Source organism: Amycolatopsis sp. NPDC051372 (assembly GCF_040682095.1).
Classification (GTDB): domain Bacteria; phylum Actinomycetota; class Actinomycetes; order Mycobacteriales; family Pseudonocardiaceae; genus Amycolatopsis.
The window spans coordinates 206,825-224,079 of the sequence record NZ_JBFBAF010000004.1 but is presented as its reverse complement, the minus strand read 5'-3'; the positions used below and the strand labels follow the sequence as shown (position 1 = coordinate 224,079).

At 71.3% G+C, this 17,255-nt stretch carries 13 protein-coding genes; 9 read left to right on the top strand and 4 right to left on the bottom strand.

What is annotated here, in order from left to right:
* Positions 1 to 90: 90 nt before the first annotated feature.
* Genes AB0M56_RS08435 through AB0M56_RS08420 form a run of 4 tightly spaced genes read left to right on the top strand, consistent with a single transcriptional unit; the run spans position 91 to position 5,528 of the window.
* Complete coding sequence (locus AB0M56_RS08435; protein ID WP_364172326.1) at positions 91 to 1,623, top strand: hypothetical protein; 1,533 nt, start codon at positions 91 to 93, stop codon at positions 1,621 to 1,623.
* Complete coding sequence (locus AB0M56_RS08430; RefSeq protein ID WP_364172324.1) at positions 1,620 to 2,147, top strand: hypothetical protein; 528 nt, start codon at positions 1,620 to 1,622, stop codon at positions 2,145 to 2,147. Before AB0M56_RS08435 ends, AB0M56_RS08430 begins: the two co-directional genes overlap by 4 nt.
* Positions 2,131 to 4,635, top strand: coding sequence for an Hsp70 family protein (locus AB0M56_RS08425; protein WP_364172322.1), 2,505 nt, complete (start codon positions 2,131 to 2,133; stop codon positions 4,633 to 4,635). The genes AB0M56_RS08430 and AB0M56_RS08425 overlap by 17 nt, the downstream gene beginning before the upstream one ends.
* Positions 4,635 to 5,528: a hypothetical protein gene (locus AB0M56_RS08420; protein WP_364172320.1), complete on the top strand. Its 894-nt coding sequence runs from the start codon at positions 4,635 to 4,637 to the stop codon at positions 5,526 to 5,528. The genes AB0M56_RS08425 and AB0M56_RS08420 overlap by 1 nt, the downstream gene beginning before the upstream one ends.
* Here AB0M56_RS08420 and AB0M56_RS08415 read toward each other — a convergent pair whose 3' ends face one another.
* Both AB0M56_RS08415 and AB0M56_RS08410 read right to left on the bottom strand, forming a co-directional pair.
* The gene (locus AB0M56_RS08415) at positions 5,529 to 6,401 is read right to left on the bottom strand and encodes an oxidoreductase (RefSeq protein WP_364172318.1); all 873 of its coding nucleotides are present in this window, start codon (positions 6,399 to 6,401) and stop codon (positions 5,529 to 5,531) included.
* Between the two features lie 58 nt (positions 6,402 to 6,459).
* Positions 6,460 to 7,650 carry a glycoside hydrolase family 3 N-terminal domain-containing protein gene (locus AB0M56_RS08410; protein WP_364172317.1) on the bottom strand — a complete coding sequence of 397 codons (1,191 nt, stop codon included), beginning with the start codon at positions 7,648 to 7,650 and terminating at the stop codon, positions 6,460 to 6,462.
* A gap of 176 nt (positions 7,651 to 7,826) precedes the next feature.
* On the opposite strand from AB0M56_RS08410, the gene AB0M56_RS08405 reads away from it, so the two are divergent.
* From AB0M56_RS08405 to AB0M56_RS08385, 5 genes are read left to right on the top strand one after another with little or no spacing between them, the layout of a single operon-like run.
* Positions 7,827 to 8,420 carry a LuxR C-terminal-related transcriptional regulator gene (locus tag AB0M56_RS08405; RefSeq protein ID WP_364172315.1) on the top strand — a complete coding sequence of 198 codons (594 nt, stop codon included), beginning with the start codon at positions 7,827 to 7,829 and terminating at the stop codon, positions 8,418 to 8,420.
* A 14-nt stretch (positions 8,421 to 8,434) separates the two neighbouring features.
* Complete coding sequence (locus AB0M56_RS08400) at positions 8,435 to 9,706, top strand: extracellular solute-binding protein (RefSeq protein ID WP_364172313.1); 1,272 nt, start codon at positions 8,435 to 8,437, stop codon at positions 9,704 to 9,706.
* Positions 9,707 to 9,714: 8 nt separating this feature from the next.
* Positions 9,715 to 10,623, top strand: coding sequence for a sugar ABC transporter permease (locus AB0M56_RS08395; protein WP_364172312.1), 909 nt, complete (start codon positions 9,715 to 9,717; stop codon positions 10,621 to 10,623).
* Positions 10,620 to 11,447, top strand: a complete 828-nt coding sequence (locus tag AB0M56_RS08390) for a carbohydrate ABC transporter permease (RefSeq protein WP_220244152.1) — start codon at positions 10,620 to 10,622, stop codon at positions 11,445 to 11,447. The genes AB0M56_RS08395 and AB0M56_RS08390 overlap by 4 nt, the downstream gene beginning before the upstream one ends.
* Positions 11,440 to 12,816, top strand: coding sequence for a GH1 family beta-glucosidase (locus tag AB0M56_RS08385; protein ID WP_364172310.1), 1,377 nt, complete (start codon positions 11,440 to 11,442; stop codon positions 12,814 to 12,816). Before AB0M56_RS08390 ends, AB0M56_RS08385 begins: the two co-directional genes overlap by 8 nt.
* On the opposite strand, the gene AB0M56_RS08380 is transcribed toward AB0M56_RS08385, so the two are convergent.
* A complete protein-coding gene (locus AB0M56_RS08380) occupies positions 12,797 to 13,051 on the bottom strand; it encodes a hypothetical protein (protein ID WP_364172308.1) in 255 nt (84 codons plus the stop codon). The genes AB0M56_RS08385 and AB0M56_RS08380 overlap by 20 nt on opposite strands.
* A 420-nt stretch (positions 13,052 to 13,471) precedes the next feature.
* Positions 13,472 to 17,179, bottom strand: coding sequence for a BTAD domain-containing putative transcriptional regulator (locus AB0M56_RS08375; protein WP_364172307.1), 3,708 nt, complete (start codon positions 17,177 to 17,179; stop codon positions 13,472 to 13,474).
* Positions 17,180 to 17,255 lie beyond the last annotated feature (76 nt).

Sequence of the window (17,255 nt, the reverse complement as noted above, 5' to 3'; positions counted from 1 at the left end):
CGGCTTCCGGTGACCTGGGTCACGTCCACGACGTGGCAGCAAGAGGACGATCGGGACCCCTCCCGGCGACCTCGGCCTAACTTCTGCGCCATGGGTGCGAACGAGAGCCGCGGGCGGGCCGCGGCCGGGCGGTTGCGGGCGATCGCGACGCCGCAGCTGTACCGGCGCAACCCGTTCCGGATCACGGGGCTCAACGCGACGGCGTCGCGGCGGACCGTGCGCGAGCAGCGGCTGCGGGTGCTCGGCGTGCTCGACGTCGGCGGCGCGCGGCCGACCGGGGTGCCGGCCGACCCGACGCCGGAGGAGATCCGCGCGGCGTTCGACGCGCTCGGCAACACCGAGCACCGGTTCGTCGACGAGCTGTTCTGGACCTGGGGCACTCCCGAGGACTGCGGGTGCCCGCCGCAGTTGCACGACAAGCACGACCTCGCCGTCGCGGCGCACTCGGCCGCGCTCGAGGCCGAAACCGAGCACACCGAGGACCACCAAGCGCCGCTGTGGGACGAGGCCGCGCGCAGCTGGGCCGTCACGCTCAGCAGCGAGGCCTTCTGGGGGCACCTCGCCCACCGCGTGGAGAGTCTCGGCGACCGGCGGCTCGACGAGTCCACAGTGGATGGTATTCGCGGCGCTCTGCCGGGCGCGCTCGTCGCCCCGCTCGTGGCGCTCACGGCCGAGTCGAGCGAACCCCACCGGCTCGTGCGGTACCTGCCGCTCTTCGGCGGCGACAAGCACACCGTGGCCGACGCCCGCAGCGAAGCCGCCGAACCCACCTACCAGCGCGTGGAGAGCCTGCTGAAGGAGCTGCGCACGCTGCTGGACCAGGGCAAGGCGCGCACGGCGGCCGAGCGCGCGCTCGCGGAACTCCCCGCGCCGCTCGACCGGCTCGAAGACCTGGTGCCGCGCAAGGACTTCCGGCGCACGGCGAGCGTCACCGAACTGGCGGCGGTCTCGCTGAACAACATCGGCGTCGCGCTCGCCGATTCCGCCGGCGCGCACCACGCGCTGACGAAGGACGTCTTCGCCCTCGCGACGCGATACAGCACGGACCCGGACACGCTCGCCACCGTCAAGCGCAACCGGCAGGGCGCTCTCGGCGCCGGCCGGGTCAGCGCCCCCGTCGACGTCGGGCACCTGTGGAACACCGTGACCGGCTACATCAAGCGCGGCCGCTACAGCGACGCGACCCTCGTGCTGAACACGATCATCGAGGTCGCGCCACGCTCCGAGGACCGTGAGCAGGCTCGCCGGATGATGGTCCAAATGCGACAGCTGCAGGACGGCGGACCTCCACGACGCTACGTCTCCGCGTCACGGGTGTTCCTGGCGCTGCTCCACGTGGCCTTCGGCGTCACCCTGCTCGCGACGCTGCTGACCTCGCCGTTGCTGCCGGTGTTCCTGATCGGCGTGCCCGGCCTGGTCGGGGCTCTCGGGCTGGCCACGGACGCGTCGGCGGGCCGCGGGCGGCTGCCGGGCCTGCTCGTGACCGATGCGGTGGCGGGGCTGGTGCTGTGGCTGGTGGATTCGACCGGCACGCCGATCCCCGCGTGGATCACGGTGGTGACCGCGGTGCTGCTGCTCGTGGTGGGGACCGTACGCGTGCGCACGGAGAGGACAAGGGTGTGACGAACACCGAAGACCGGCGCCAGCGCCGGCACCACCGGGAGTTCCGCATCGAGGAACCCTTGTGGGGAGCGGAAGAGCGGGCTCGGCTGCGAGAGCTCGCTGACCAGGTCTCGGCCCTGCTCACGGCCACGAAGGGTTCTGCCGCTGAACCGGCGGGGCCCCGGCTGTCCGAATCGGACCTGGCCGTCGCGGCGACGGCGTTGTGGCGGGCGCGCAAGAAACTCACCGGAGTGCACGACCGTGTGGCGAAGCAGGCGGGCCGGTACCTGTCGGCGAGCCAGGAGGCCCTCGACGCGGCGGGCGTGCTGATCCAGGACCACGACGGGGACCCGTTCGACTCGGGGCTCGCGCTGGAACCGCTGGTGTTCCAGGACGAACCGGGCCTCACGTCGGAGCGCGTGGTGGAGACGGTGCGGCCTTCGGTCTACCTGGCGGGGCGGCGGATCCAGATGGGGCAGGTCATCGTGGGGTGCCCGGTCGCCCCCGGCACTACGGCGGAGGAAGCTGATGCGGGACACCCGTGACACCATTGATTTCGGCATCGACCTCGGCACGACGAACAGCGCGCTCGCCGTGCTGGACGGCGGCCAGGTCTCGGTGGTCAAGAACAACGTGCAGGGCGACTACACGCCCTCGGCCGTGTGGATGCCCAAGCCTGGCCTGATCCAGGTCGGCGCGGCGGCGAAGAGCCGCCGGGAACGCGACTCGGACAACGTCCAGATCGAGTTCAAGCAGGCCATGGGCTTCGCCGACGCCCGGCGCACCTTCGCGCGCGCCGGCGTGTCGATGACGCCGGTCGAGCTGTCGGCCGAGGTGCTCAAGTCGCTGCGCGGCGACGCCGCCCGCCGGTTCGGTGAACCGCCCGCGGCCGCGGTCATCACCGTGCCCGCCGCCTTCGCGCTCAACCAGACCGAGGCGACGAGCGAAGCGGCGAAGCTCGCCGGCTTCACGGTCCCGTGCCCGCTGGTGCAGGAGCCGACGGCGGCCGCGTTCGCCTACGGCTTCCAGAACGAGAGCCGCGGCGCCTACTGGATGGTGTTCGACTTCGGGGGCGGGACGTTCGACTCGGCGGTGGTCAGCACAGTCGACGGCGAGCTGTCGGTGCTCCACCACGCGGGCGACCTCGGCCTCGGCGGCAAGAACATCGACGCGGCCATCGTGAGCAGCCTGCTCGCGCCGGCCGCCGCGAAAGCGTTCAAGCTGGCCGACTTCACCATCGAGAACCCGCGCTGGATCCGCAACTTCGCGTTCCTGCGCGCGGCCGCGGAGTCGGCCAAGATCGCGCTGTCCTCGACCGACCAGGCGCAGATCATGGCGGAGCTGGACCTCGGCGACGGCGTGCTCGAGCTGTTCGAGTACACCCTGCGGCGCGAGGACGTCGACCGGCTCGCGTCGCCGTTCTACCTGCGCGCGGTCCATCTGTGCCGCGAAGCGCTGGCGAAGGCGAACCTGCGGCCCTCGGACATCGACCGCCTGCTGCTCGTCGGCGGCCCGACCCTGGCCCCCGGGCTGCGCGAGCTGCTCGCGGATCCGGCCGACGGTCTCGGCATCGAGCTCGACCACAGCCAGGACCCGAGCACGGTCGTCGCGCGTGGCGCCGCGATCTACGCCGGCACGGTGGCGTTGCCGCGTGCGAAGGTCGTGCCGAAGCGTGGTGAGTTCTCCGCGACCCTGTCCTACCCGAAGACCACGAGCCTGCTGTCCGTCCCGGTCTCGGGCCGGTTCGAGACGTCGGGTGGCGCCGACTGGAGCCGCTTCCGCGTGGTCCTGAGCGATTCGCAGCGGCAGCCGCAGTACCGCAGCGCGGAGATCACGCTGTCTCCCGAAGGCACGTTCACCCTCGACGTGCTGCTCAAGGAGCTGGTCTCCAACCGGTTCGAGGTCGAGCTGATCGACCCGGTGGGGGCGCGGGTGCCGGTGAACCCGCCGGGGTTCACGATCACCCACTGGGCGAACGAGATGCAGGGCCAGACCGTGGTCAACAGCGTCGGCCTGACCGAGGCCGACGGCACGTTCACCCCGATGCTGATGAAGAACCGGCCGCTGCCGGCGGAAACCACGCAGGTCTTCTTCTCGACCGCGAGCGTGCACCGCGCGGAGGCCGGTTCGGTGATCCGCATCCCCATCGCCGAAGGAGAGTTCCGGCGCGGCGAGCGCAACAAGCAGGTCGGGCTGATCGAGATCAAGGCTCAGGACGTGCGCCGCGACCTGCCGCGCGGCAGCGAGATCCAGGTGACCTTCGAGATGGACGAGTCGCGCCTGGTCTCGGTCACCGCTTTCGTGCCGTTGCTCGACGCGGAGTTCGAGGCCGCCGTCGAGCTCAACAAGACCGCGGTCCCCGAGGCGCCGGCGCTGCGCCGTCAGCTCAACGAGCTGGAGGCCCGCCACGAACAGCTGCGGTCCGAGGCCGAGACGGCGCGCTCGGATCGCGCTCGCGGCCTGCTGACGCGGCTCGACGAGCGGGGCACGGTCGCGGCGGTGCGCGAGGAAGTCACCTCGAGCGCGACCGACGAGGGCGCGGCGGTCGCGGCCGAGCAGCGGATGCGGGAGGTGCAGGCCGAGCTGGACGACATCGAGGAGGAACTGCGCATCCCCGACGTGATGGCCCGGCTGCGCGACCAGATCGCGCACTGCCGGGAGCTCGTCGAGCGCGTCGGCTCCGAGGAGGACCGCACCGAGCTGGCCGACATCGAACGCCGCTACGAGACCGTGCGCGACAGCCGCGACGCCGCGGCCGCCGAACGCCTCTCCGACCGCGCCACGGACCTGCAGGTGGTGCTGCTGCGGCGCGACGGCTCGCTCGACGAGGAGATCTTCAACGCCCTGCGCGCGGCGCGCAACCGGATGACCGACCCCGCCCGCGCCCGTGAGCTCATCCGCGAAGGCGAGTACGCCGTCAATACGAGCAACTGGGCGGCGCTGACGGACGTCAACCGCCGGCTGCGAGCGCTGCTGCCGCCTGACATCCAGGGCAGCGCCGACGGCGGCATCCTGCGTCAGGAGCGTCCGTGATGACGGTGTTCAGCGGGCTTTCCGAGGAGCTGACGCTCGCGGAGGCGGCCGACCTGGCCCGCATCGGCGAATACGCGGCCGCCGCCGAGATGTTGCAGCGCGCCGCCACCGACGACGTGGCGCGCTTGGATCTGCTGGCCCGCGTCCACGCCCAGGCCGGTGATCTTGAGCAGGCCGACGCCGCGTGGGCCCGCGTGCTGGAGCTGGCGCCGGAGTCCGAGCCGGCGCTGGCGGGACGGCGGCTGATCGCGAAGATCCGTTCGGGGCGGCTGCGCAAGCGTCCGGTCGGCCGTCGGCTCGCGGTCGCCGGCGCGGCGGTGGTCGTCGTGGCCGGAATGGCGGTGATCGTGGCGACGCTGCCGTGGTCTTCCCCGGAACCCGCGCCGACGGCCGCACCGCCCGCGACGACCAGCCCCGCCGTGCAGGCCGAGCTGGACCGGTTGCACGCGTCGCAGTCGAAAGCGGCCGAGGCGGAGCCGAGCCGTCAGCAGAGGCTCACCGCGCTGGCGTCGCACCTCGGTGGCGACGGCGTGCAGGTCACGACCGGCTCGGCCGTCACCATCACCTTCGACCGCGGGCTCTTCGGCCCCAACGCGATCAGCCCCAGCGCCGACGGCCGTCGCGAACTGGAGCGGTGGGGCGCCGTCCTCAAGGGACAGGACGTGCGGGTCACCGTGATCGGCCACGGCGTCGCCGTGTCCGGTGGCCCGGCCACGGGCGGCTCGTCGACCGCACTGGCCCGCGCGGCTTCGGCGGCCCGTGTGCTGGCGACGGCGAGCGGCCTGCCGCTCACGACGTTCGCGATCACCAGTGCCGACCAGGCCACGCCCGTGCACGAGGGCACGGACGCGGCCGCGAACCGGACGGTGACGCTGGAGGTGACCCCGGCGTAGTCAGACGCCGATCGCGTCGAGCTCGGCCACGACGTCGGCCGGCAGCTCGAGCGCGGCGGCCGCGACGTTCTCCCGCAGATGCGCCATCGACGACGTGCCCGGGATCACGGCGATCGCGGGCGAGCGCTGCAGCAGCCACGCCAACGCGACCTGCATCGGCTTCGCGCCGAGCCGCGCGGCACAAGCGTCGAGCGCCGCGGACTGCAGCGGGCTGAACCCGCCCAACGGGAAGTACGGGACGAACGCGATGCCGAGCGCGGCGCACTTGTCCACGAGGTCGTCGTTCTCGCGGTGCGCGAGGTTGTAGGCGTTCTGCACGCACACCACCGGCGCGATCTCGCGCGCGACGTCGAGCTGCGCGCCCGTCACGTGGCTCACGCCGAGGTGACGGATCAGGCCCTGGTCCCGCAGCTCAGCCAGCACTGAAAACGGTTCCACGATCGACACGTCGACGGGGTAGCCGCCCGTTTCGTCGCCCAGGCGCAGGTTCACGACGTCGAGCGCTTCGACGGCCAGGTTGCGCAGGTTGTCGTGGACGGCGGAGATCAGCTCGTCGCGCTTGAGCGCGGGCGGCCAGCCGCGGTCGGCGCTGCGGCGCGCGCCCACCTTTGTCACCAGCACCAGCTCGTCCGGGTAAGGCGCGAGATTGGTCCGGATCAGCTCGTTGACGGTGTGCGGGCCGTAGTAGTCCGACGTGTCGATGTGCGTGATGCCCAGCGCCAGCGCCTCGCGCAGCACCGCCGACGCCTCGGCGAGGTCCTGCGGCGGCCCCCAGACCCCCGGGCCGGCCAGGCGCATCGCGCCGAAGCCCATCCGGTTCACGGTCAGCTCGCCGAGCTGCAGGGTGCCGGCCGCCGTGGCGTCCGTCGTCATGTGGTGCTCCTCCCGGGACGGTGATCCGGCCGCTAGCGTAGTCCGGAGTGGACTGCGATCAGGTGCATGCGTGCTTCGACTTCAGCACCCGCTTCACCGACGCCGCCACGCGATCGGCGGGCAGCTCGCCGCTCGACACCGCCTTCACCAGCCGGTCGAGCACCGCGCCGACGTCGCCGTTGCCCGAGGAGAACAACGCCTCGTCCGCACCGGCCTGAAGCGCCTTCAGTACGGCGTCGGGCAGCGGGTACTGGTCTGTGATCGCCTTCATGCCGCCGAGGTCGTCGGTGATGATCGGGCCGGTGAAGTGGTAGTCGCCGCGCAGCAGCTGGTAGGCGGCGGGGGAGATGGACGCGGGCACGCCGCCGGTGAGACCCGGCACGTCGAGGTGGCCCACCATCACTTCCACGGCGCCGTAGTCGGCGATGTTCTCGTACGGCTTGAGGTCCACCTTGCGCAGCTGGTCGAGCGGCGGCGTGGTGACCGTGCCCTTGTGCGAGTCGCCGGAACCGTGGCCGTGGCCGGGGAAGTGCTTGAGCACCGGCGTCACGCCGCTCTGGCGCAGGCCCTCGGCGAACGCCATCGCGTACTGGCGCACCTTGGCGGGATCCGAGCTGTACGAACGGTCTCCGATCACCGCGTCGTCCGGTTCGTCGCTCACGTCGGCGTCGGGCGCGTAGTCGACGGTGATCCCGCGCGCGTGCAGCTGCTTGCCCCGCTGCACGCCCAGCGCGCGGACTTCGGCGGGCGTCTTCGTGGCGGCCAGCTCGCGCGCGCTCGGCATCGAGCCGTCGAGGTCGTCGATGCGCTGCACGCGCCCGCCCTCTTCGTCGACGGAAACGGACACGGGGATCTTCGCGACCTTCTGCACGGCGTCGAGCGCGTGGTTCTGCAACAGCGTGGTTTTATTGCCTCCCACGAAGAACCCGCCGATCTGCTGCTGCTGGACAAGTTTTGTCACCGCCGCCGGATCGGCGGCGTCGACACCCGGGACGACCAGCTGCGCCACCCGCGTGCGTACGTCGAGTGAAGCGATCAGTGAGTCGCATGAAGACGGTGAAGCCGGCCGTGAAGACGGTGGCTGCGCCGGCTCCGAAGACACCGTCGGCGCGGCGCTCGTGCTCGGCTGAGCACCCGGTTCCGTCAGCGCGGTACCGGAAACCGTGTGGGCGGAAGCACATCCGGCGAGGGCGCCGGCGACCAGCACGGCGCCGCCGATCGCCGCAGGTAGCCGCTTCCGTGCGGGCATCTTCATGAATTCCTTACATGTTTGTTCCCGGTGTCGACGCGACGCTAGCGGAACCCCTGGTGGGAGCCCAACTTCACGTCGTGAAGAATGACTTCATCGCGGCTAGAGAATTCGTGAAGCCGCTGTCTCCAGACTGGCAGACACGGGATGAGTGTTTCTTCAGGGAGGTAGCAGCGATGGATCAGGTCAGGGTGGCGGCGTGGGCTTCGGATCCCATCGCGCTCGCGGGGCTCATCGACCACTTGCAGGCGCGACCCGAGGTGCAGGTGCTGCCCGGCCCGCGGCGCGGGGAAGCGGCGGTGCTCGTGTTCGCCGCCGGCCGCGTGACGCCGGAGCTGAAGGCCGCCCTGCGCGCGGCCGCCTCGGAGACGCCGGCCGCGATCGTCCTCGTCGCCGGGTACGTCGACGCCGACGAGCTGCCGGAGCTGGCCGCGTGCCACGTCGTGGCCGTGCTGCCGCGCGAGGCCATCGCGGGCGAGGCGCTCGTGCGCAGCATCACCGCCGCCGCGTCGGGCCGGGAGACCTCGCTGCGCGATCTGCTGGGCCAGGCCGAGAGCCTGCAGCACACCGCGGGCGGTGCCGCGCTGTCGCCTCGCGAGGTCGACGTGTTGCGGCTGATGGCCGAGGGCTGGGACACCGCGGAGATCGCCGGGAAGCTCTGTTACTCGGAACGGACCGTGAAGAACGTCATCTACGGGATGACCAATAGGCTGAAGCTGCGCAACCGACCGCATGCCGTCGCCTACGCCCTGCGCGCAGGTGTTATCTGAGGGAAGCTCACCCCGTGCGAAAGCTGACCCGGCGCCCGGCCGTCGCCGTCCTGACGACCGCGCTCCTCCTGCTGGTAACCGCTTGCAGCGGCGGCTCCGCCGCCGAAGGCGGGAAGATCAAGCTGACTGTGGCCACCTTCGGTGAGTTCGGTTACGGCCCGCTCTTCGCCCAGTACGAGAAGGATCATCCGAACATCGAGATCCAGAGCCGGGTCACCGACTTCGACACGCACTTCAAGACCCTCGCCACGCAGCTCGCGGCCGGCCACGGCGCGGCCGACATCGTCGCCATCGAGGAGCAGCAGATCCCCAAGTACCTCGGGGTGAAGGACAAGTTCATGAACCTCGCGGACTACGGCGCCGACCAGCTGCAGAACCAGTGGGCGGCGTGGAAGTGGGCCCAGGGGACCAAGGACGGCGACGTGCTCGGCCTCGGCACCGACATGGGCAGCCTCGCCATGTGCTACCGCCGCGATCTCTTCCAGCAGGCCGGCCTGCCGACCGACCGCAAGGCCGTCGCCGCGCTCATGCCGACCTGGGACGCGTACGCCCAGCTGTCACAGCGCTTCACCGACAAGCTGCCGAAGGTGAAGTTCGCCGACTCGGCTGGAACCGTTTACACGGCGATGCTGAACCAGTCGCCGGAGAACTACTTCTCCTCGCGCGACGATTCCTACATCGCGGACAAGAACCCCGCCGTGCGCAACGCCTTCATGCTCGCCGGCACCCTCGCGCAGAAGGGCCAGACGGCCGGCGCGACCACCTACACGCAGGCCTGGAACGTCGCGATCAAGCAGGGCAGTTTCGCCACCATCGCGTGCCCGGCCTGGATGCTCACGCAGATCAAGGAAGCCGGCGGCGACGGCAACACCGGCAAGTGGGACGTCACGACCGTCCCGGGCGCCAGCGGCAACCAGGGCGGCTCGTTCCTCTCGATCCCGAAGCAGAGCGAGCACCCCAAGGAGGCCTACGACCTCGCGAAGTGGCTCACGGCGCCCGAGCAGGAGAAGAAGATCTTCCTCTCCGACGGCATCCTGCCGAGCGAGCCGGGCGTCTACAAGGACCCGCAGGTCGTGGCCCACACCGACCCGTACTTCTCCGGCGCGCCGATCGGCCAGATCTACGCCGCGTCCGCCGATACCCTTCGTCCCAACTACCGCGGCCTGCACGACGCCGACGTCCGGCCGGAGTTCGGCCGGGCGCTCGGGCGGATCGAGGACGGGTCCGAAAAGGTCGACGCGGCCTGGGCGGACGCCGTGAAGCTCGGCCGCGAGGCGATCAAGTAAGGCCCCGCATGCGCGGCCCCCTGTCGGCGCGTTGGGACCGCAAGGTCACGCCGTTCCTCTTCATCGCCCCGTTCTTCGCGGTGTTCGTGGTGTTCGGGGCGTTCCCGCTCGTCTACACGGCCTGGGTGTCCCTGCACGACTGGGACCTGCTCGCCGGTGACCAGGGCGGGTTCGGGCTCGCGAACTACGCCGAGCTGTTCACCGACGGCCGCTTCTACAACGCGCTGTTCAACACCACGAGCATCTTCCTGCTCGCCGCGATCCCCGAGTTCTTCCTGGCGCTCGGGATCGCGGCGCTGCTGAACCGGCCGCTGCGCGCGGCGACGTGGTGGCGCACCGGCGTGCTGCTGCCCAACGTGGTGTCGGTCGTGGCCGTGGGGCTTGTGTTCGCGCAGCTCTACAGCCGCGATTGCGGCGTGGTCAACGAGGTGCTCGGCTGGTTCGGGATCGACCCGATCTCGTTCCAGGCGCGCAAGTGGTCCTCGCACCTGGCCATCGCGACGATGGTGATGTGGCGCTGGACCGGCTACAACTCGCTGATCTACCTGGCGGCGATGCAGGCCGTGCCGCAGGACCTGTACGAGGCGGCGGCGCTCGACGGCGCTTCGCGCTGGCGGTCGTTCTGGTCGGTGACGGTGCCGGGCATCCGGCCGACCATCGCGTTCACGGCCGTGGCGGGCACCGTAAACGGGCTGCAGTTGTTCGCCGAGCCGCAGCTGTTCGACGCGACGGGCTCCAGCGGCACGGGCGGTAACGACCGGCAGTTCCAGACGCTCACGATGTACCTGTACGAAAAGGGTTTCGGCAAGTTCGACGCGGGCTACGCGTCGGCGCTGTCGTGGGTGATGTTCGTGTTCTGCGTGCTGTTCGCGTTCTTCAACTACCGGCTGGTGCGCCGGTTCGTGAGCGCGCCGTGATGCCGCGGCGGCGCGCGGGCGCGTGGGTGTACGTGGTGCTCGTCGGTGTGGTCGGTGCTTCGCTGTTCCCGCTGTACTGGTCGTTCGTGATCTCCACCCGCGACAACTCGGCGATCGGGGAGACCTCACCGCTGCTGCTGCCGGGCGGGCACCTGTTCGAGAACATCCGGCGCGTGTTCGACACCGTCGACTTCTGGCTGGCGATCGGCAACTCGCTGATCGTGGCCGTGACGGTGATGGTGTCCAATGTGGTCCTCGCGAGCCTGGCCGGGTTCGCGTTCGCGCGACTGAGGTTCCCTGGCCGCAACAGTCTTTTCCTGTTCGTGGTCGGCTCGGCGATGGTGCCGGCGCAGCTCGGCGTGATCCCGCTGTACCTCGTGGTCGGCGACTTCGGCTGGTACGGGAAGCTGGAGGCGGTGATCGTACCGGCGCTGGTGAGCGCGTTCAGTGTGTTCTGGATGCGCCAGGCGTGCGAGGGCGCGGTGGCCAGCGAGCTCGTGGACGCGGCCACTGTGGACGGTGCGTCGGTGGTGCGCACGTTCTGGCACGTGGCCCTGCCCGCGATCCGGCCGCAGGCCGCGGTGCTGGCGATGCTCACGTTCATGGCCACGTGGAACGACTACTTCTGGCCGCTGGTGGTTCTCGACCCCAACGAGACGCCGACCGTGCAGGTGGTGCTCTCGCAGCTGGCCAGCGGCTACTACACCGACTACGCGCTGATGCTCACGGGCGCGACGCTCGGCGTGCTGCCGGTGATCGCGCTGTTCCTGGTTCTGGGGCGTTACATCGTGCGGGGAATCCTGAAAGGTGCTGTCCATGGCTGAGCTCGAGTTCCCGTCCGGCTTCTGGTGGGGCGCGGCGACCGCGTCGTACCAGATCGAAGGCGGGGTGACCGAGGGCGGTCGCGGACCGTCCATCTGGGACACCTACAGTGCGACACCGGGCAAGGTTCTCAACGGCGACACCGGTGCGGTCGCGTGCGACCACTACCACCGGTATGGCACGGACGCCGCGTTGTTGTCCGAGCTGGGCCTGCCCGTTTATCGGTTCTCGGTGGCGTGGCCACGCGTGATGCCCGACGGCCGCACCCGCAACGCCGAGGGCCTCGCGTTCTACGACCGACTCGTCGACGAGCTGCTGAGCCGCGACATCCTGCCGGTGCTCACGCTGTACCACTGGGACCTCCCGCAGGCCATCGAGGACGCGGGCGGCTGGCCTTCGCGGGACACGGCCTACCGGTTCGCCGACTACGCCGCCGTGGTCCACGACGTCCTCGGCGACCGCGTGCCCCAGTGGACGACCATCAACGAGCCGTTCTGCGCCGCGTTCCTCGGCTACGGCAGCGGCGTCCACGCGCCGGGCATCCAGGACTACGACACGGCGTTGGTCGCCGCGCACCACCTGCTGCTGGGCCACGGCCTGGCGATGCGGGCGTTGACGGAACAGGCCCGTCCCGGGCAGGACTTCTCGGTCGCGTTGAACTTCGCGCCCGCGCTGGCCGACGGTGATACCGATGCCCACCGCGAAGCCGTGCGCAAGTTCGACGGCATCCACAACCGCTTTTTCCTCGACCCCGTCCTCGGCCGCGGCTACCCGGCCGACGTGATGGCCGACGTCGAACACCACGGCGGCCGGTTCGCGGCGTCCATTCAGGACGGTGATACCGACCTCATCGCCGCCGCGATCGACTGGCTCGGCGTGAATTACTACGCCCCCGCCCGCGTCGCACCGCTGGACGACCCGCTCGCCACGAGCAACTGCCCGCTGCCCGGCCTACGAGGCATGGACGTCCTGCCCGCCCGCGGCCCGCTGACGTCGTTCGGCTGGGAGCAGACGCCGTCGTCGCTCACCGATCTGCTGGTGTGGCTGAACTCCCACACCGGCGGCCTGCCCCTGGTCGTCGCCGAGAACGGCGCCTCCTTCGAGGACACCGTCGTCGACGGCCGCGTCCACGACCCCGCCCGCGTCGCCTACCTCGACACCCACATCCGCGCCGTCCACGACGCCATGGCCCAGGGCGCCGACGTCCGCGGCTTCCTGGCGTGGTCCCTTCTGGACAACTTCGAGTGGGGCATGGGCTACACCCAGCGCTTCGGCGTGATCCACGTGGACTTCGACACGCAGGTCCGCACGATCAAGGACTCGGGCCGCTTCCTGGGCGAGGTTGCGAAGCTCAACCGATTGCCGTCCTGAGGAACGACGCCAGCGCCCTTCGCTGAACTGCAATGCTGGTTCGGGGATCGATCGTGCCGATCCTGAGCCACCGCGTCCGAGGATCGGCGGGCACCTGCGGGAGGATGGCCTGGACGTCGGTGAAGCTGTAGTGCACGGCGTCGGGCAGGGTGGCGTCCGGCTTGGGGCCGGTGGTGTTGTCCCACAACAGCTTCCACGCCGGCGCCGTGTGGTGGTTGCGTGGGGTTCCGTCCACCGCCCCCACGGCGCTGCGCCGGCCCGGGCGTGCGCGGCGATCCTCTTCCACTCCACAGTGCCGGCCTCGATACCCAACGCCGGCGCCGCGCCCTGGTCGAAGTAGCCGGCCGCCACGGCCGGCAGGTAGGGCGCCCTGGGCTCGGCCCAGGGGCGGCGGGATACCAGACACTGATCATCAGCTCGCGCCCGCCGCGCGCGGGGGCGACCAACCGCACGTCGCGCTCGCCGATCGCGCGGGGCCCGCCGGGTTCCGGCAACCGGACCACCATCTCCGCCCGGGCGGGAGCAACCGTCGCGGCCATCGCGAGCAGGCTTACCAGGAGCACCAAGGTTTTTCTCATGCCGCCTACCCTGGTGGCCGGGTCACCTGCGGCGCTTCACCCGACAGTCCACCCGGATCCCCGACTTTCGTCGACCCTCAGCCGATCCGCCGCGCCACAGCATTCGCGACACCGGACCGCGACGGCGACTCCAGCTTCCCCAGCAATCGCGCCACATGCGCCTGCACCGTTCGTCGCGGCAAAGCCAGCTCCGTCGCGATGTCCGGGTTCGACCGGCCCTCCGCCACGAGCGTCGCGATCCGGACCTCCAGCGGCGACAGCGAATCCCACCCACGCCCCGGCCGGGCGGCGGCCACGAGCCGCCCCCCGCGGCGGACGCCGAGTTCGCGCAGGCGCTTCTCCGCCCGCTGCAAGTCCCAGCGGGCCGACAGCGACACGTACAGCTCCGCGGCCTCGTCCAGCGCCGCGTGGGCCGCGGGCAGGTCCTCGGTCCGGGCGAGCAGCACCGCCGCGTCCTCCAGCGCCGCGGCCAGCTCCGGGCGGCGTCCGACCGAGCGGAAGTGCTCCACGGTCCGCAGCACCGGTGCCGGGTCGCTGTCGATCAGGCCGCGGCACCAGTCCATCGCCGCGTGGGCCCGGGCCGGCTCGCGTTCCTTGGCGGCCTCTTCCTCGCACACCGCCAACCCGCGCAACGCGAGCGCCTGGTCGCCGGCCTCCAACGCCAAGCCGACGAACATCGGCAGCCACTGGTGCCGCAACATCATCTGGGCGTACGTCGGGTTGAGGATCGGCTCGAGGACGGCCAGCGCTTCCTTGATCTCCCCGCGCTGCCACGCGACCACCGAGTTGGCCACCAGCAGGAAGTCGAAACTTTCCCGCTCGGCACCGGTCGCCGGCGCGTACTCCTCCGCCGCGTCCAGATGCGCCGCGGCTTGGCCGCGCTCGCCGCGCCGGGCGGCGATCAGCGACGCCACGCCGTGCAGCAGCAACGCCGCCGCGCCGGGCTCACGCAGGCCGTAGAAGGTGATCGCCGGTCCGTCTTCCGTCACGGTGTCGAGCTCGACCAGCGCCTCGTCCCAGCGCCCTTCCCAATACCGGTGGACCGCCACCGACACCTGCAAGCCGATCGGCATCGAATGCCGCTGCGCGATCTCGCCCGCCGCCTGCAGCGTGCGGTCCGCCTCGCCGAGCCGGTCGAGGTTCTGCAGCGTGAACACGCGGTTGTCCAGCAGATCCAGGTGCAGGTCGGCCAGCTCGTGTTCGTCGCCGACAGCGTCGACGGCCTCGTCGATGTGCGCCAGCGCGCTTTCGTGGTGGCGGCGCACGGAATCCACCAGCCACAACGTCTGCAAGGCGTGCGCCGACAGGTACGGGTCGCCGTCGGCCTCCGCGAGGGCCTGGTGCGCGCTGGCCTCCGCGACGTCGAGGTCGTCGAGCCCACCGCGGCGGAAGTTCGCCAGCAGGTGCCGGCGCCGCACGTGCCAGATCTCGGGCAGCGCCGGATCGTCCTCGGCCTCTTCGAGCGTCTGCACGGCGAACGCGACCGCCCCGCGCCGGAACCGCAGCGTGGCCAGCAGGTGCCGCATCTCGGCGACGTTCTCCGGATCCTGCGACAGCTCAAGCGCTTGCACGGCAAGGGTTTCCGGGTTGCGCTCCAGCCGGAAGAGCACCTTCGCCAACGCGGTGATCAGCGCCTCGCGCCGCGGGTCGGAGGCCGAGCACGCGGTGAGCGCCCGCTCCAGCAGCTCCACGGCGATCAGCGGCGCCCGGTTGGTCACGGCCGTCTGGTTCTCCGTGAGCCAGTCCAGCACCCATGGGTCCACAGTGGACGGCGCCGCCACGAGCTGCTCCGCCACCCGCTTCACGGGCGCGCCGATCCGCGCCAGCGCCTCCGCGGCCTGCCGGTGCAGGGCTGCGCGAGTGCCCGAAAGCAGCCGGTTGTAGAGCGCCTGGCGCAGCAATGGGTGCCGGAACGCGAGCTGCGTGCCCGTGTCGATGAGGACGTTGGCCGCCACCGCTTCTTCCAACGGCCCCAGCAGGTCCGACGGCCGGATGCCGAGCACCGCCGCGATGTCGCCCACCGCGAACTCCATGCCCAGCAGCGCACCCCAGCGCAGCACGTCCTGCGTCTCGGCCGGCAGGAAGTCGAGCCGCCGGTCGACGGCCGCCACGAGCGAGCGCGGCGTCTCGAACTCGGCGGGGTCGTCGACGTCGGCGTAGCCGCTGTCCACCTCCACCGCACCCGCGCGCACGAGGACGTCGACCATTTCCTTGACGTACAACGGGTTTCCCGCGGCACGAGCGGCCAGCTCACGCAGGCCGGGGCCGGGATCCGCGCCGAGCAGCCCTTCGATCAGCCGCACGACGTCGTCCGACACCAGCGGTTCGAGGTCCAGCACCACACCGTCGCGCGACTCGACGCCGCGCCGCAGCTGGGCGAGCTCCGCGCGATCGGGCGCCGGCCGGGTCGCGGCCACGAGCAGCAACGGCAGCTGCCGCGTCGCCGCGCACAGCCGGTGCCACACGAGCACGCTCGACTCGTCGGCCCACTGCAGGTCGTCGATCACGAGGACCAGCGGGACGTCGGCGCACAGCTCGTCCACCAGGGACAACAGCCGGTCGACCGCTCCGAGTACCGGGTCGCTCGAACCCCACGCGCGTTGCGCCGGCCCCTCGCCCACCAGCTCTTTCGCCACACGCGCGCGTCGCGGATCCGGTGAGGCGGCGTCGATCGCGAGGCACTCCAGCATCACCTGCAGCGGGAACCGGGTGCTCAGCTCGTCCGCCGCGACCCAGGCGAGCTGCAGCCCGCCGCCGGTGGCGTGGCTGAACACGCGGGTGAGCAGCTCCGACTTCCCGATGCCCGGCTCGCCCTCGATCCACACGGCCCGGCCCCGCCCGTCGCGGACCTCGGCCAGCAGCTCGCTCAGCTGCGCGGACTCGGCTTCGCGGCCGTACAACGGGCTGTCGTCCCCGTCGTCCAGCGCCCGGCTGACGCGCGGTGGCAGCACGGAAATCGGCTCGGGGCCGGCCGCGGGCTCCGGTGCCTTCGCCTTGGGCAGGTCCAGCGCGGGGTCCTGCTCCAGCACGCGCTGGTGCAGCTCCCGCAGCCGCGGCCCGGGCTCCACGCCGAGCTCCGCGCGCAGGGTGGCGCGGGCGTCGCGGAACACGTCGAGCGCGTCGGAGTGCCGGCCGCTGCGGTAGAGCGCGAGCATCAGCGGCTCGCGCACCGCCTCCCGTAGCGGGTGCTCACCGACCAGCACCGTCAGCTCCGCGATCAGATCTTGGTGGCCGCCGAGCTCCAGGACGGCAGCGGCGCGGCGCTCCAGCGTGTCGAGCCGCAGCTCGGCCAGGTGCTCGCGGTGGCGCTCGGCGAACTCGCCGGGCACGCCGGACAGCGCTTCGCCGTGCCAGAGGGCGAGCGCGGCGTCGTACTCCGCGGCGGCCTTGTCGTGATCACCGGCGGCGGCGTGCTGCTGCGCCTGCTCGCGGTGACGTTCGAACATCGCCGCGTCGAGGCCTTCGGGCTCCAGCGCGAGTGAATAGCCTCCGGCATCGGACACGAGCACGCCCGAGGCCGCCCACTTCGTGCGCTCGGGATCGAGCGCACGCCGCAGCCCCGAGACGTAGGTGTGCACGCTGCCCTCGACACTGGCGGGCGGCGAGTCGCCCCACACCCCCGCGATGAGCTCCGCGCGCGGCACGGAGCGGCCGGCGTTGACCGCGAGCATCGCGAAGATGGCACGCTGGCGCGCTGGCCCGAGCTTGATCTCGGCCGGACCCCGCCAGGCCCGCAACGGGCCGAGCACGTCCACCCGCAACCCGCTGTGCGCATCCCCTGGCATGCCGTTCCATTCGACGTACCGGTCTGACTCGACGAGCTTACCGGGAGCCGGTGATCACCCGGCATCGTACGAGTGG

Bases quoted from the DNA above. Each gene is read 5' to 3' on its own strand.
- AB0M56_RS08415 (WP_364172318.1), bottom strand. From the start codon at position 6,401: ATGACGACGGACGCCACGGCGGCCGGCACCCTGCAGCTCGGCGAGCTG.
- AB0M56_RS08405 (WP_364172315.1), top strand. From the start codon at position 7,827: ATGGATCAGGTCAGGGTGGCGGCGTGGGCTTCGGATCCCATCGCGCTC.
- AB0M56_RS08435 (WP_364172326.1), top strand. From the start codon at position 91: ATGGGTGCGAACGAGAGCCGCGGGCGGGCCGCGGCCGGGCGGTTGCGG.
- AB0M56_RS08385 (WP_364172310.1), top strand. From the start codon at position 11,440: ATGGCTGAGCTCGAGTTCCCGTCCGGCTTCTGGTGGGGCGCGGCGACC.
- AB0M56_RS08395 (WP_364172312.1), top strand. From the start codon at position 9,715: ATGCGCGGCCCCCTGTCGGCGCGTTGGGACCGCAAGGTCACGCCGTTC.
- AB0M56_RS08410 (WP_364172317.1), bottom strand. From the start codon at position 7,650: ATGCCCGCACGGAAGCGGCTACCTGCGGCGATCGGCGGCGCCGTGCTG.
- AB0M56_RS08420 (WP_364172320.1), top strand. From the start codon at position 4,635: ATGACGGTGTTCAGCGGGCTTTCCGAGGAGCTGACGCTCGCGGAGGCG.
- AB0M56_RS08375 (WP_364172307.1), bottom strand. From the start codon at position 17,179: ATGCCAGGGGATGCGCACAGCGGGTTGCGGGTGGACGTGCTCGGCCCG.
- AB0M56_RS08425 (WP_364172322.1), top strand. From the start codon at position 2,131: ATGCGGGACACCCGTGACACCATTGATTTCGGCATCGACCTCGGCACG.